Origin of the sequence: uncultured Tateyamaria sp., assembly GCF_947504105.1 — a bacterium.
Taxonomy (GTDB): Bacteria; Pseudomonadota; Alphaproteobacteria; order Rhodobacterales; family Rhodobacteraceae; genus Tateyamaria.
This window is the reverse complement of record NZ_CANNGP010000067.1, coordinates 1-13,968: the sequence shown is the minus strand read 5'-3', so window position 1 is coordinate 13,968 and position 13,968 is coordinate 1. Positions and strand designations below refer to the sequence as shown.

The window sequence follows — 13,968 nt, the reverse complement described above, 5'->3', positions numbered from 1 at the left end:
TCATCGAACTCGCAAATGCATTGGTCAAAGCAGACAGGCTATGGATGCAAAACCGTACTTGAACAAGACGGATACTCCAAAGAAGTCCTTCGACGGAACCAACCAATGACAGGCGACCCCACTTGCCCGTCCCCCCATTCTCCCCCATAACCCCGCGCCATGGCAAAACAGCTTGATTACCATACGATCCGGAAGATCTTTACCCGCTTTCACGAGGCAGACCCCGAACCCAAGGGTGAGCTGGAGCACGTCAACGTCTACACCCTTGTCGTGGCCGTGGCGCTTTCGGCGCAGGCCACAGATGCGGGCGTGAACAAGGCGACCCGGAAACTCTTCCAGATCGCCGACACGCCGCAAAAGATGCTCGATCTCGGCATCGACGGGCTGACCGAACATATCAAGACCATCGGGCTTTTCCGCCAAAAGGCCAAGAACGTCATGAAGCTGTCGCAGATCCTGGTCGACGAGTATGGCGGCGAAGTGCCCAACAGCCGCGCCGCCCTGCAATCGCTGCCTGGCGTCGGGCGCAAGACGGCCAATGTCGTTCTGAACATGTGGTGGAGCCACCCGGCCCAGGCCGTCGACACCCACATCTTCCGCCTTGGCAACCGCACCGGCATCGCGCCCGGCAAAACGGTGGATGCGGTCGAACGCGCCATCGAGGACAACATCCCGGCTGATTTTCAGCTCCACGCCCACCACTGGATGATCCTGCATGGGCGTTACCACTGCAAAGCGCGCAAGCCGCAATGCCCCACCTGCATCATTAAAGATCTCTGCCCGTTTGAGGACAAAACAGAATGACCAAATACACGCTCGCCGGCATCGGCAACGCCGTTGTCGATGTGATCACCCATGCCGATGACAGCTTTCTCGACCTGATGGGAATCGAGAAAGGGATCATGCAGCTGATCGAACAGGACCGGGGCGAGGTGCTCTACGCCTCCATGACCGAACGGCTGCAAACACCGGGCGGGGCCGTGGCCAACACCATCGCAGGAGTCGGCGCACTTGGTTTGCCGACAGCCTTCATCGGGCGGGTCCACGACGACGCACTCGGACGGTTCTATGCCAAATCCATGGCCGAAAGCGGCACCGATTTCGTAAACGCCCCCATCCCCGATGGCGAATTGCCCACGTCGCGCTGCATGATCTTCGTCACACCTGACGGTGAACGCTCGCTGAACACGTATCTCGGCATCTCGACCGAGCTTGGCCCAGAAGACGTTCCTGAAAGCGTTGCGTCCGCAGCCGAGATCATGTTCCTCGAAGGCTACCTTTTCGACAAGGACAAGGGCAAAGAAGCGTTCCGCCAAGCCTCACGCCTGACGCGCGGCGCAGGCGGCAAGGCGGGCATCGCCATTTCCGACCCCTTCTGCGTCGACCGCCACCGCCCTGACTTCCTCGACATGATCGGGAACGAACTGGACTTCGTGATTGGCAACGAACACGAGATCAAGTCGCTCTATGAAACCGACGATCTGGAAACAGCGCTGGCCAAAACAGCTGACATGATCGACCTGCTGGTCTGCACCAAGTCCGGCGACGGCGTCACGATCATCGGTAACGGCGAACGGCACGACATCCCGGTCGAAACGATCACGCCCGTGGATGCCACCGGTGCAGGCGACCAATTCGCAGCCGGGTTCATCTACGGCATGGCGACGGGCAAGGACCTGCATGTGTGTGGCCGCATGGGTAACCTTTGTGCAGCAGAAGTGATCAGCCACATCGGTCCCCGCCCACAGATCGACATGAAACAGCAATTTGCCTCTGCAGGCCTGCTCTAGATGCTGGCCGATGGCTATCATCCAGTGCCCAAGGGCAAAGTGGCGACGGTTGTCACCCAGCTTGAAATGCGCAGCCGGGCAGAGACGCGGGACGTACCGCACCCCGAAGGCTGGATACTGAAGCGCATCCAATCGCCGACGCAGGACTGGTATCGATCTGTCTTTTCCGCCGTGGGGGCCAACTGGCTCTGGTTCGGACGGATGAAGATGGAAGATGCCGAACTTGATGCCATCCTCACCAACCCGGGCGTGCACGTTTACACCCTGCAAAAGGATGGGACGGACGGTGCGCTGCTCGAACTCGACTTCCGGACAGATGGCGAATGTGAACTGGCCTATTTCGGGCTGACCGCCCCCCTTATCGGCACCGGCGCAGGCCGGTTTCTGATGAACACGGCGATCGACACGGCATGGAGCGCGGACATCACACGCTTCCACGTGCACACCTGCACGCTCGACAGCCCACAGGCTCTGGGGTTCTACCGCCGCTCAGGTTTTGTGCCGATCCGGCAAAAGATCGAGATTGCGGACGATCCTCGCATCACCTTCGGCTATGATCGGGCGCTCGCGCCACATGTGCCGATCTTCGACCCTTAAGGCCGCGTGCGGACCTCGCAGCTTCGCCCGCCCAGACAGTCCTTGACCTGCTTCACCTGTTCCTGCGTTGGACGGCCAAACAGGAACCCGCCACATGCATTGGTGTGCAGCACATAGCTTTGATCGGTCTGGCGCAGGAACCCAAGCATCTCACCCGGTTGCGGCTGGGGGCACCAAGGGCCAAAGCACTGCACCTCCAGCACCAGATCGGTCTCAAAGGGCTGGCTTACCCCCCGCACGGTCAGGGCATCCCCTTTGAACGTCGCAGGAATCAATGTCACAGCCTGTACAGGCGTTTGGCCGGACAAATCCATTTCAGGCACCAACTTCGCGTCGAAATCAAGCGTGCCCAGAACCGGGACATATCCCTCTTCCGCCGCCGCGGCCTCCTGATAGGCATTGGTCACCCCATACGGCATGCAGGACAGCGCCAATGCAGGCATGGGGGCAAGACAGGCAAGAACACTCAGAACACGCAACATCGACAAACCTTTCATCCCGTGGTGATGCCGACACTTTGGGAACCACACCCCTGTTATGCAATATCAGGCGGTCCATTACCTAAAGATGCGCCTCGAACTCCGCCAAAACCCGCACATACACATCCCGCTTGAAGGGCACGATGGCATCCGGCAATTCCGCAGGCGACATCCACTTCCAAGTGGAAAACTCCGGATGCGCGGTCTCCAGATCAATCTGGTCATCCGACCCGTTGAAGCGCAGCAGGAACCACTTCTGCTTCTGCCCCCGATACTTGCCCTTCCAAAGCTGCGGGATCAGGTCATGGGGCAATTCATAAGGCAACCAATCGGCGGTCTCGGCCACCACATCGACCAAAGCCGCAGAGATCGAGGTTTCCTCCTCCAACTCCCGCAAGGCCGCCGTGCGTGCATCCTCGCCCTTGTCGACACCACCCTGCGGCATCTGCCAGGCCTCCTTGTACCGGTCCCGGCGCTGACCGACCCAGACAAGGCCATCCCCATTCATCACCATGACCCCCACATTCTTGCGATAGGGCAGCTTCTCAATCTCTTCAGGGGTCATCGGTGTCTCCGGCAGTTCCTGAGCCGGAAAATACTATTCTCCGGACGATGTGAAGAGGGTGTTTCGTTTCCATGACTGAAACGTGGTCGGCTTCGCGGGACAAAGCGGACTTGTGCAGTAGCTGCTATTGCTAACGCAACATTTGTTGGCGACTGCAGAACTCTCAAAGTAGAAAAGCAGTCAGAATTGCCAATCCGGTCAAATAGAGCCGGCGATGGAAGTGAATTGCTATCCTTGTGATTGCCGTAAGTGAAGCCGGATACAGAAACATGGAGCGTTTCCAACACTGACACCTGTGGATCAGATTGCGACCAGATGATTGTCCCAACGGATCGAATGGGGCTTTTGAGGATTGGACCCTGATGGCGCCATAACAACCCCTAGACCGGTTGTGCATGTAAAGCCGTTATGCGCAGGTGCGACGCCGCATACATCTTCAATCTCATATTGGCGACGCAAAGTGAGTTCGTGGGCGTCAAATTCAAGCAACGCACCGCCGCGTGGGGACGTCACAGCAAGACGGCGGCCGCTAGCGGCGATGCTGCCCAGATACCCTTGCATCCCTTCAAAGTCGGACGCGTTTGAGACGCGCCACCCAAATCCGCGCTTATGGGTTCCCAGCAGTGGTACCCGGTCAGAGACATCGCCCTGCCACTGCATCGCGAATGCGACCGTACCGTCATGGGCCACGGCTAGATGCCGGATTGAATTCTTTCTAAACTCCGCATCCAGTTCAACCTGATCTGCTATCTGGCCATCCAAATCGAGATAGGTCAGGTTTGGCCACATCGTCGGAATGTTGAGCTTGCTGCGTCCGGTTTCAGGATGCGTTTCAACCCCGCCATTGGCAATGACCAGCATCTTTCCATCAGGCATCATTTTGATGTCATGCGGGCCGATGCCGCCTGACGCAAATTCTCCGATGCGCTTGTATCCATTTCGCGTGTCCCAAACACCGATGATACCTTTCGCGGCCTCGAAATCGTTCTCGGTTGTGAACAAGAGATCACCATCGGCCGAAAATGCGCCATGTCCGTAGAAATGCTGTCCCGGTGGAGCGGTCAGTCGCGCATTTTCCAATCCGGTTGCGCAATCCAAAACAATTGCGAAAGTGCCGGGACGTCGGGCAAACGCGACCGCTTCTGCCCGTTTGGGCTGGGCAGCAGCGGCGTGACCGCGTGAGGGCAGCGGGCGCTGAAACGCGATCTGTCCATCGGATGTAAGGCCGCACAACACATAGGAACCGCCGCGCGTCATACCCGCTGAAAGGAAGGCCGGATCTCCAACGTCTGCCCAGCTTGTTTTTGGCGCCAGTCCGGCAGCAAAACACCCTGCAATGAATGATCTGCGATTGGCCATTAATCGCCGTCCAGCGAATTGAAACCGGCTGCAATGCCAAGCTTTGGTCCAACCTCCACGGCCAAAATCTCGCGGATGTTGTCAATGCTTTGCTGAAGCACTTCAACGCGGAACCGGCCTTGCGGATCAGCGAGACGCGCAAACACGGGATCGTCCAGCCCTTCAGCTTTTTTGATGGCCGTATCAAATGCCTGCGCGACCGCTGGATCATCCAGCGAAACAAGCGTGGCCAAGTGCCTCAATGCTTCAAGGGACAGGATCACATGTCGCAGCGACCGTTCTGAACGCCGCGCCTCGGCGCGGTTGGGGCGCGGTCGATCAAAACTTCCCAGCGGACGGCCCAAGCGGGCCTGAGAGGTGAATTCAAGGCCGGTTGAAAGCGCGGTAAAGACCTGCTGCGCTGCTTCCGTCGGAGTGCGGTACGTGTCGTTTCCCGGAGTCGCCATCAGGTCGCCATAGCCGCTTCGCCAACCGTTGAGGATGGCGGCGGAGCTCAATGCGATGTCCCTCGTGACGGCCTTTACGAGGGCGCAAAGATACGCCTCTTTTTGACTGACCACGAATTGCGGATCGAATAGGAGGAACTCAAGCGCGTAGAAACCTCTCGCTGCAATTGAGACGGCCGCAAAGTCTTGTACGTGTCTCACAACCGGATCTTCGTCTTCGATGAGTGCGGCGAGGGATTTAGGCGTCGATCCTCTGGGATCGGGCCAAAAGGCCAAAGCGAAGGCCCGGTCATCTTGTTCTGAGGGGCCAAAACGCAGGTGGCTGACGCCAACCCACGCATCGAAGGCGTCATGATAGGTCTGGATCAATGGGGGGCTTTCGGGAGAGCAATCGGTGTCCGCGGCCATCGCCAGCTCCGTGGTTTCATCCGCGAGTGTCTGGTAACGTGGCAGCACATGGCTTTCCACAATGGGCTTCATGTCCAGCGTGTCGGCGACGACAGGGATCGCCAGGAACAGCGACATCGTGATGAGAAAAAAACGCATCATAGGCTCTCCAGAAATTTGATCAGGGCCGCGCGATCGGCGGTGGGCATGTTCACGACTTTGTCACGCTGGCCTTGCGCTTCGCCGCCATGCCAAAGGATCGCTTCCAACAGCGATCTGGCACGCCCGTCATGCAGGAAATAAGTGTGGCCACTCACTTGGCGGGTCAGGCCAATCCCCCAAAGCGGCGGCGTGCGCCATTCGCGACCGGTCGCTCGGGCCTCGGGCCGGTTGTCGGCGAGCTCTGGCCCCATGTCGTGGAGCAACATGTCGGTGTAGGGCCAAATCAGTTGGAAGCTTTGCTCGGGCTGGTCTTGCAATCTGTGGGTGACAAAGGAAGGTTGATGACAAGAGGTGCAGCCGGTGGTGTGAAAAACCTCCTTGCCTCTGAGCACTTTGGGATCACCCACATTGCGTCGTGCCGGAACGCCGAGGTTGCGACTGTAGAACGTCACAAGATCAAGCCCTTCGGCGTCAATCTCGAACCCCCGATCGTCCCCATCCCCGTGCGGCGCGGCCACGCAGTCGGCCTGCAAATCGGTACATTCGCCCGAAGCCGCAGGAAAGAGCGGGTTTGAAATACCGATGTCACCGACAAAGGCAGATGCCGTCTGTTCGCGGATCGTTGGGTTGCCCGCTTTCAATCCAAACCGGCCCAGCATGGGTTGGTCAAACTCAACCGACCAGACAATGTTTGCGCGGCCCGAGATACCATCGCCGTCCGCGTCGTCAGGATCGGCCAATTCCAGAAGATCAACAGCGGGGATGGCTTCAAGCAAACCAAGGCCGATCATCTGTGGTGCAACCCGCGGGCTGAGCATCGCCTTTGGGTGCAGCGGGCCGTAGCCGAGGTTTGCAGCGGTGTAGGTTGGCTTCCGCAAATGCGCGACTTCGCCACCTGACAAGGGCACCTTGATCTCTTCATAGTCGATTTGTAGGCGATACTCCGCAGGGTGACCGACAAGCGCGAAATCCTGCAGTTGAGTGCCATATGTTGGCTCTGGCAGGGTCGCTAGATAGCCTTCAATTTCATCCGTCATTGCGGAATAATCCGCAGGGATCGAAACGCGAAGAAACATTGAAATGGCGTTGTCTTCTGGTCCCTCCGGAGGATGCCCACGACCGTCCTTGATATGACAACGCTGGCAGGAACGCGCGTTATAGAGCGGACCCAACCCATCGGATGCCAAGGTAGAGGACGGCGACGAAACCCAGAGCTTGCGAAACAACCCGTTGCCCACCTTGAAGGTCAGCTCATCGTCGAAACTGATGTTGCCGGAGGGCTGCGAAAACGCATCTGCCGTTGTCATCGCACGCACGGTCGCCGCACCTGCCGAATTTGCCTCAAAGGCTTGGGCCTCGTCGAAAACAGTAGCCAAAGCCGTGACCGATGCGATTCGGGCGGCTTCAGCCTGGGTTCGGGGGATGATGTTCAAATGCGGTTCATCGATTGGGCCCGCGAAAGCCGCGAGCCCAATCAGAGCGGCACAGACCCAAAGCTTACTCAGCTTCATCCATTTTGGACGCGTTAAGCTGCGCATATTTCTCTTCACCAAGTTTTGCCACCAGGTCGAGTTGGGTTTCAAGAAAGTCGATATGGCCTTCCTCATCGTTGAGCAGTTCCTCAAAAATGCCTTTCGTGACAAAATCACCCACGCTTTCGCAGTGCTTGTAGGCCTCCGTATATAGCTCACGCGCTCCATGCTCTGCGGCCAGATCACATTCCAGCGTCTCCTTGGGTGTCTGCCCGATCCGCAGCGGGTCCAGCTTTTGCAGGTTGGGATGACCGCCAAGAAACAAGATGCGCGCGATCAACTTGTCCGCGTGGTTCATCTCTTCGATGCTTTCCTCACGGGATTTCTTCGCCATGTGGCCCAGGCCCCAATCTTCCTGCATCCGAAAATGCAGCCAGTATTGGCTGACGGCCGTCAATTCGCTGCGTAGCGCATCGTTAAGGTATTGAATTACTTTTTTGTCGCCGTTCATATCGGATTTCCTGTGTGGCTTCGCGGGGATCGCGAAGGTGCATGGGTTTGAGTTGTGGAATTTTCAGGTTCGGGTTCTCGCGCATCGTTCCAAGGAACAGCGGGACACAGCCGCCACAGTCGGCGGCTTTGCCCAAAGCGCGATAGACCTTGCCCGGGGTGATGAGAGTTTCGGGGTCCGCCGCCCGCATCCAGTCAATCGCTGCGTGGATGTCGTGGTCGGTTATGGTCTGGCAATGACAGATGATCATTTGGCGAACCCCGCGCGCTTACTGAAAAACAGCTTCGGGATCGTCGAGGCTGTCGGACCCCTCAACCTCGATAGACGTTCCAAGAACGGCAACCACTCGCTCGATACTGCGGGTCTGGTCGATCAAGCCGTTCACGCCGCCCATGATCAAGGCTTCACCGGCCTCGTTGCCACGCTCCAGCATCATATCATAGCTGAACCCAGCTTCTGCGGCGGTCTTGATCCGGCCCAGTGCAAATACGGCGGCGGACAGCTTGGATTTCATTTCCGCGTCAAGATCGGCATCAGTTGCCGCGACAAGATCAGATACGGACGGTCCTTCGACAACACGGCCGTCGATGCCCGTGTAGCTGCCAAGATAAACCGACTGAATCCCGACGCCATTATAGAAGTGGTCGTTATGCGTGTTGTCCGCAAAGCAGGAATGCTCTTCCTCCGGGTCGTTCAGCATCACGCCCAAACGCATCCGCTCGCCTGCGGTTTCACCGTAGGACAGGGAGCCCATGCCGGTGAGGATCGACGCGATCCCGGCATCCTCATCCGCGATAACTGCCGCGCGGGCTTCGCCACCTTCGGCCCATTGCGCCACGATCCATTCTAGATCAGAGATCAGAAGGTCGGTCGCCGCCTTCAGGTATGCGCCGCGACGATCACAATTGCCGCCTGTGCACGCGTCACCTGCCGCATAATCCGTCCAAGGGCGTTTGCCCGCGCCGGAGCCATGACCATTCAGGTCCTGCCCCCAGAGCAGAAACTCGATAGCGTGATAGCCGGTGGCAACGTTTGCCTCGACACCGTCGGCTTCCTGCAATGTCTCTTCCAGCAAGGCGGGTGTGATGTTGGAGGCATCGACTGTCTCACCCGACAAGGTAAAGCTGGCATTGGCAATCACATTCAAGGCGGCTGCCTCGTTTTCATCTGTTGCGCCGCCGTAGGACGCATCGACATAGTCGATCAGACCCTCGTCCAAAGGCCAAGCGTTCACTTTGCCTTCCCAGTCATCCACGATGGCATTGCCAAAACGGAAGGCCTCGGTCTGCTGATAAGGGACGCGTGCGGCCAACCAGGCCGATTTTGCCGCTTCGAGCGTTTCGGCGGAGGGCTGCGCCAACAGTGTCTCGATAGTAGTCTGCATGCGCTGCGCGGTGGTCAGGCTGTCGGTGTAATTCGCTTCTGCAATATCGGCGTAGTTGTTCAGCACGGCCGCTTTGGTGGCGTGCCCGTCCGCCATGGCTGCGGTGCCGATACACAAGGCAATGGCACTCGTGGCAAGGGTGAAGGTCTTCATGGGTTACTATCCTTTGTCTAGTGAAGCGTTGTTGTTGTGTTGATGGGTTGCCTAGCTTTGATTGCCATCTGACGCAGCGCGAGGCCGAACTCTTGCGCCAGCCCGACTAGGGATGGGGCCATGTCCGGTCGCACGATAGTTGTGGCAATCAGGAGCGCGTCTTCGCGCTCGCCCTCGCTGGCGTAGCCAATGAAGTTGGCGAAACAGGACTCGTCTGCACCAAGGCATTTACAGGTTACACTGTGACGCATGAGCGGCCTGCGCCCATGACGGACGCAAAGATCGCAAAGCGTCTCAAATGACTTCAGGACCTTTCTGCCGCTCTTAGGTCCGAGGGCAGTTGCGAAGTCGTTCCAAACCTGCACCTGTGCCTCTGGACCATCGCACCACAGCCGCAAATACAAAACCGCGCCAGCTTCGACAGGCCCAAGCTCAGTTACATACCCAACCGGCGCGCCGCCGCGATGAGGGGGAGGTGTCATTGCGTTCATTTTGTCAGTATCAGCTTGCCCGCGCGCGTGATGCGGAGCGTATACAGCTGTTCCTCAAGTTTGATCTGGGCGAGATCGCCGCCCTTTGTCAGGTGGAGCGCATCGTAAATTGGCAGGCAGTCTTTCGGACGCTCTGTGGCCTCACGGGCAACATTTACCACCATAGCCCGCTCCACTCGCCGCGCTCGGCTTTGTCGATCAACCATTCGATATTGAACATATGCGGCAGGCCGAAAGAGACCGCCGTAAAGAGCGTTTCGTCCATTATTTCTTGGCGCAAGGCCAAGTCATTTTGAGCTAATTGCATGGTTCCAATCCCATCATGTTGAGGGGTGTTTGGCTTGCCTAAGACTCAATTTGGCTGGCTCTGAAAATAAGTTGAGTGAAACAGTCAGAAAAAGCAAGGGAGTAATTGACTATTTATGTCGGATAATTAATGATCCGGGCAAGATGGCAGTTTTTGCCGTCCAAAACCTAGGAGAAACCCATGTTCCACACGACACGTGTGCATGGTTTCACCTTTGCTATAGCAGCCAGTGCGAGCCTTCTCGCATCAGCCCCTGACGCATTTGCTGAAGCTGTGACACTTACCGATATCGCCGGGCGCGAAGTAACGCTGCCCGAATTGCCCGACAAGATCATTTTGGGCGAAGGACGCATGATGTATGCGGTTGCCCCTTTGACGGACGGAAACCCGTTCGAGAAGGTCGTCGGTTGGAAGGACGACTTGATCCTGTATGATCCAGACGCCTTCCGCAAATTCGAAGCGGCCTACCCCCAAGACACTGCGCGGATGATCAACTTCGGCAATCCCTATGCTGGTGATTTCAGCATCGAGGCGGTGCTTGAATCTGAGGCCGATGTGGTTCTGCTGGACCTTGGTAACCTGTTCAAAGCCGAAGACACTGGCCTGATCGAAAAGCTCGACAAGGCGGGCGTGGCAACGGTCTTCATCGACTTTCGTCAGAACCCGACCGAGAACGCCATTCCGTCCATGCTGATTCTTGGCCGAATCCTTGGTGAAGAAAAAGCTGCTGCCGAGTTTATCGACTTCTACGTGGCGCAGATGCGCAAAGTCACGAATGTGGTGCAAAGCCTGCCCAATGACGAAAAACCGTTGGTTTTTGTCGAAAACGCCGCTGGATGGAACACTGATTTTTGTTGCTGGACCTTTGGTAGCTTCAACTACGGTCGCTTTGTCGAATTGGCAGGCGGGGTCAATTACGGCTCCACCAAGTTCTCGGGCTATTCGACAGAAGTAAACCTGGAAGGTATCATCGCGGCCGACCCTGATATCATCATCGGCACCGGTGCAAACTGGGCCGAAGCAAAGCCCGAGGTTACCGCGACGCTGCTTGGATATGAGGGCGAACCGGCTGTCAATGACGCGCGTCTGGCCGCACTAGCCGACCGTACCGGATTCAAGGACCTGCGCGCGGTGCAGGACGGGCGCATGCATTCGATCTACCACCAGTTCTACAACTCGCCCTACCACTTCATCGCGATCCAGCAGATTGCCAAGTGGTTACATCCTGAAGAATTCGACGACCTGAACCCGCAAGCGACCTTTGACGAGCTGCATGCAAGGTTCATGCCCTATGAAAACTCGGGCCAGTTCTGGGTCAGCATGACCGCGCAAGCGTCCAACTGACTTGGCCCTGCCATGATGGCGGTTCCGTCTCCCTGCGGAGCCGCCAACTTTCACATCAAAGATAGATATATGACCGATCAGGCTTTCTCCCCGCCTTCATCACAAGACCTCGTGCGCGACTACAAGCGGCGCTCCGCCAAGCGCGTGACTTTGGTACTTGGCGCCGCCGCGATCTTGCTGGCCACCGTCACTATCGACGTGATCACCGGCCCTGCTGACCTCAGTTTCTGGCGCACGCTGCATGTCATCATCCAGCCCTCCATCGCCACTGTGCAGGAGGAGGTCATCATCTGGGACCTGCGCCTGCCTGTGGCTCTCATGGCCGTGGTTGTCGGTGCCATGCTTGGCATCGCGGGGGCCGAAATGCAGACGATCCTAAACAACCCTCTCGCGGACCCGTTTACGCTTGGCCTGTCCTCTGCTGCCAGTTTCGGTGCCGCATTGGCCATCGTGCTGGGCTGGTCGGTAATCCCCGGTGTGGGTGGGCTGTTTGTGACGGTGAACGCATTTGTGGTCGCCATGCTGACCTCACTTGCACTGTTCGGCTTCACCCGGCTGCGCGGCGTCACGCCCGAGGCGATGATACTTGTGGGCATCGCAATGCTGTTCACATTCAACGCGCTGCTGGCCTTTTTGCAATACGGTGCATCCGAGCTGCAATTGGCGCAAATCATCTTCTGGCAGTTGGGGTCACTGGCCCGCGCCACTTGGACCAAAGTGGGCATCTGCCTCGTGATCCTATTGATCGTCTTGCCCTATTTTCTGCACCGATCCTGGGCGCTGACCGCGTTGCGTATGGGTGAGGAAAAAGCCGCCGCCTTGGGTGTCAACGTACCGCTCTTGCGATTAGGCGTGTTGGCAGGCGTCTCACTTCTGTCCGCTGTGGCCGTGTCCTTCGTTGGTGCTGTTGCTTTCGTGGGCCTTGTGGGGCCGCATATCGCACGCATGATCGTAGGCGAAGACCAGCGCGGCTTCTTGCCCCTCTCCGCCCTTGCTGGTGCACTGATCCTGTCTGGCACCTCCATCGCCTCAAAGGCAATCACTCCCGGCGTCGTCTATCCCATCGGCATGATCACCTCGCTTATCGGCATTCCGTTCTTCGTCTCACTGATCCTCAGTCAACGCAAAAGGCACTGGCAATGAACGCTCTTACAGTGACCGACATCAGCTTTGCCTATGGCGCGCGCGCCATTTTGACAGGTGCTTGCGTCGCGCCACTACGACCCGGCAAACTTACCGTACTGATCGGCCCCAACGCCTCAGGTAAATCGACGTTGTTCAAGCTCATCGCAGGGCTTCTGACACCTTCGGCCGGGCAGGTGTCCCTCGGGCAAACGGACCTCACGACTCTGACCACAAAGGACCGGCTATCACGCATCCGCTTCATGCCCCAGTTCTTCGCGGCCAATGCCGCGCTGACTGTGTTCGATGTGGTGATGATGGCCGAAAAGCAGCTGCAAGGCTGGCGCGTCACGCCTGATGACATGGATCGTGTGGCCGAAGCTTTGTACACAGGTGGCATTGGGCATCTGGCAGAGGCTTATGTCAGCGAGTTGTCTGGTGGACAGTCCCAAATGGTATCGTGCGTTCAAGCGCTGATCCAACCTGCAGATGTGTACCTCTTTGATGAGCCGACTTCCGCGCTCGATCTCCACCACCAGCTCGCCGTGCTCAGCCGCATTCGCGAGTCCGTGCAGGCTCGAAACGCAATCGGCATCGTAGCGCTTCACGACCTCAATCTTGCGGCGCGGTTCGCGGATCACCTGATCCTTCTAGGTCAAGGTCGCGTGCTAGCTGAAGGTCCACCCAGTGCAGTCCTGAATGATCCTGCCCTTGCTGCAACATATGGCGTCGACATCTCTATCTCCCAAGGTCCCAGAAAGGACCTAACTGTTCATGCTTACGCGTCGTAAATTCACGCTATCCCTCTCTGTCTTGGCGCTACCAGCATTGGCTGGAGCGACCATGGCGCGCGCCGGTCACCACTCTGTCATGATGCTCAATGCCGATTGCAACGATACCAATGTCATCAATGTGTTCGAGCCCGCGATCCTGCATGTCGCATCAGGCGACAGCGTGACGTTCATCCCGACCGATAGTGGCCACAACACCGCCTCCAAACGCGGCATGATCCCGGATGGAGCCACGCCTTGGAACGGTGCCGTCGATGACGAACTTACAGTGACGCTGACAGTGCCCGGCATCTACGGATACCTTTGCCTGCCGCATTACGAGGTTGGGATGGTTGGCCTCATCGTGGTTGGAGAAGACCTGTCAAACCTCAGTGCCGTCAAGAAAGCCCGGCATCCTGGTGATGCCCGCAAGGCCTTTCGCGCGTTGCTTGCTGAACTGGAAACTCAATCGTGACCCATCAAACCCAGGTTGGTATGCAAGCGTTCCGATTTGGAAGCCCGTCGAGCTGAGATGCAGTTTTGCGCGGACGGGAGAGGTGGTCCTAGATTTTCGACCAATTTGCAGCCGGTTTAAGATGGATCAGGGGTTCATTTAGGCTGCTATTCTC

The 13,968-nt window shown here is 57.7% G+C and carries 18 protein-coding genes; 7 read left to right on the top strand and 11 right to left on the bottom strand.

Going from position 1 to position 13,968, the window contains the following annotated elements; genetic code table 11:
* The first annotated feature begins 159 nt into the window (after positions 1–159).
* From nth to Q1A75_RS22135, 3 genes are read left to right on the top strand one after another with little or no spacing between them, the layout of a single operon-like run.
* Positions 160–804 carry an endonuclease III gene (gene nth, locus Q1A75_RS22145; protein WP_299555326.1) on the top strand — a complete coding sequence of 215 codons (645 nt, stop codon included), beginning with the start codon at positions 160–162 and terminating at the stop codon, positions 802–804.
* Positions 801–1,790, top strand: coding sequence for an adenosine kinase (locus Q1A75_RS22140; protein ID WP_299555328.1), 990 nt, complete (start codon positions 801–803; stop codon positions 1,788–1,790). Before nth ends, Q1A75_RS22140 begins: the two co-directional genes overlap by 4 nt.
* Positions 1,791–2,387, top strand: coding sequence for a GNAT family N-acetyltransferase (locus Q1A75_RS22135; protein WP_299555330.1), 597 nt, complete (start codon positions 1,791–1,793; stop codon positions 2,385–2,387).
* Here the strand turns inward: Q1A75_RS22135 and Q1A75_RS22130 are convergent.
* The 11 genes from Q1A75_RS22130 to Q1A75_RS22080 form a co-directional block, all read right to left on the bottom strand.
* Positions 2,384–2,884, bottom strand: a complete 501-nt coding sequence (locus Q1A75_RS22130; protein WP_299641283.1) for a hypothetical protein — start codon at positions 2,882–2,884, stop codon at positions 2,384–2,386. The genes Q1A75_RS22135 and Q1A75_RS22130 overlap by 4 nt on opposite strands.
* Positions 2,885–2,948: 64 nt before the next feature.
* Entirely contained in the window at positions 2,949–3,431 is a 483-nt protein-coding gene (locus Q1A75_RS22125) for an RNA pyrophosphohydrolase (RefSeq protein ID WP_299555334.1), read from the bottom strand.
* Positions 3,432–3,731: 300 nt separating this feature from the next.
* On the bottom strand, positions 3,732–4,790 hold the full coding sequence (locus Q1A75_RS22120; protein WP_299555337.1) for a DUF1513 domain-containing protein: 1,059 nt from the start codon (positions 4,788–4,790) through the stop codon (positions 3,732–3,734).
* Entirely contained in the window at positions 4,790–5,782 is a 993-nt protein-coding gene (locus tag Q1A75_RS22115) for an imelysin family protein (protein WP_299555339.1), read from the bottom strand. The genes Q1A75_RS22120 and Q1A75_RS22115 overlap by 1 nt, the downstream gene beginning before the upstream one ends.
* The gene (locus Q1A75_RS22110) at positions 5,782–7,296 is read right to left on the bottom strand and encodes a di-heme oxidoredictase family protein (protein ID WP_299555342.1); all 1,515 of its coding nucleotides are present in this window, start codon (positions 7,294–7,296) and stop codon (positions 5,782–5,784) included. The genes Q1A75_RS22115 and Q1A75_RS22110 overlap by 1 nt, the downstream gene beginning before the upstream one ends.
* A complete protein-coding gene (gene bfr / locus Q1A75_RS22105; protein WP_299555345.1) occupies positions 7,283–7,768 on the bottom strand; it encodes a bacterioferritin in 486 nt (161 codons plus the stop codon). The genes Q1A75_RS22110 and bfr overlap by 14 nt, the downstream gene beginning before the upstream one ends.
* The gene (locus tag Q1A75_RS22100) at positions 7,734–8,018 is read right to left on the bottom strand and encodes a bacterioferritin-associated ferredoxin (RefSeq protein WP_299555347.1); all 285 of its coding nucleotides are present in this window, start codon (positions 8,016–8,018) and stop codon (positions 7,734–7,736) included. The genes bfr and Q1A75_RS22100 overlap by 35 nt, the downstream gene beginning before the upstream one ends.
* A gap of 18 nt (positions 8,019–8,036) precedes the next feature.
* Entirely contained in the window at positions 8,037–9,305 is a 1,269-nt protein-coding gene (locus tag Q1A75_RS22095; protein ID WP_299555349.1) for an imelysin family protein, read from the bottom strand.
* Positions 9,306–9,322: 17 nt separating this feature from the next.
* Entirely contained in the window at positions 9,323–9,787 is a 465-nt protein-coding gene (locus Q1A75_RS22090) for a hypothetical protein (RefSeq protein ID WP_299555352.1), read from the bottom strand.
* Between the two features lie 5 nt (positions 9,788–9,792).
* Positions 9,793–9,960 (bottom strand): hemin uptake protein HemP, encoded by a 168-nt coding sequence (gene hemP / locus Q1A75_RS22085; protein WP_299555355.1) that lies wholly within the window; start codon positions 9,958–9,960, stop codon positions 9,793–9,795.
* The gene (locus tag Q1A75_RS22080; RefSeq protein WP_299555358.1) at positions 9,951–10,103 is read right to left on the bottom strand and encodes a hypothetical protein; all 153 of its coding nucleotides are present in this window, start codon (positions 10,101–10,103) and stop codon (positions 9,951–9,953) included. Before Q1A75_RS22080 ends, hemP begins: the two co-directional genes overlap by 10 nt.
* Positions 10,104–10,283: 180 nt before the next feature.
* Here Q1A75_RS22080 and Q1A75_RS22075 point away from each other — a divergent pair, with 180 nt between their 5' ends.
* The 4 genes from Q1A75_RS22075 to Q1A75_RS22060 all read left to right on the top strand — a co-directional run bounded on the left by Q1A75_RS22075 (position 10,284) and on the right by Q1A75_RS22060 (position 13,814).
* A complete protein-coding gene (locus tag Q1A75_RS22075; protein ID WP_299555361.1) occupies positions 10,284–11,447 on the top strand; it encodes an ABC transporter substrate-binding protein in 1,164 nt (387 codons plus the stop codon).
* Between the two features lie 69 nt (positions 11,448–11,516).
* Positions 11,517–12,590, top strand: a complete 1,074-nt coding sequence (locus Q1A75_RS22070; protein WP_299555364.1) for an iron ABC transporter permease — start codon at positions 11,517–11,519, stop codon at positions 12,588–12,590.
* Positions 12,587–13,360 (top strand): ABC transporter ATP-binding protein, encoded by a 774-nt coding sequence (locus Q1A75_RS22065; protein WP_299555367.1) that lies wholly within the window; start codon positions 12,587–12,589, stop codon positions 13,358–13,360. Before Q1A75_RS22070 ends, Q1A75_RS22065 begins: the two co-directional genes overlap by 4 nt.
* The gene (locus Q1A75_RS22060) at positions 13,344–13,814 is read left to right on the top strand and encodes a pseudoazurin (protein ID WP_299555370.1); all 471 of its coding nucleotides are present in this window, start codon (positions 13,344–13,346) and stop codon (positions 13,812–13,814) included. The genes Q1A75_RS22065 and Q1A75_RS22060 overlap by 17 nt, the downstream gene beginning before the upstream one ends.
* The last annotated feature ends 154 nt before the right edge of the window (positions 13,815–13,968 follow it).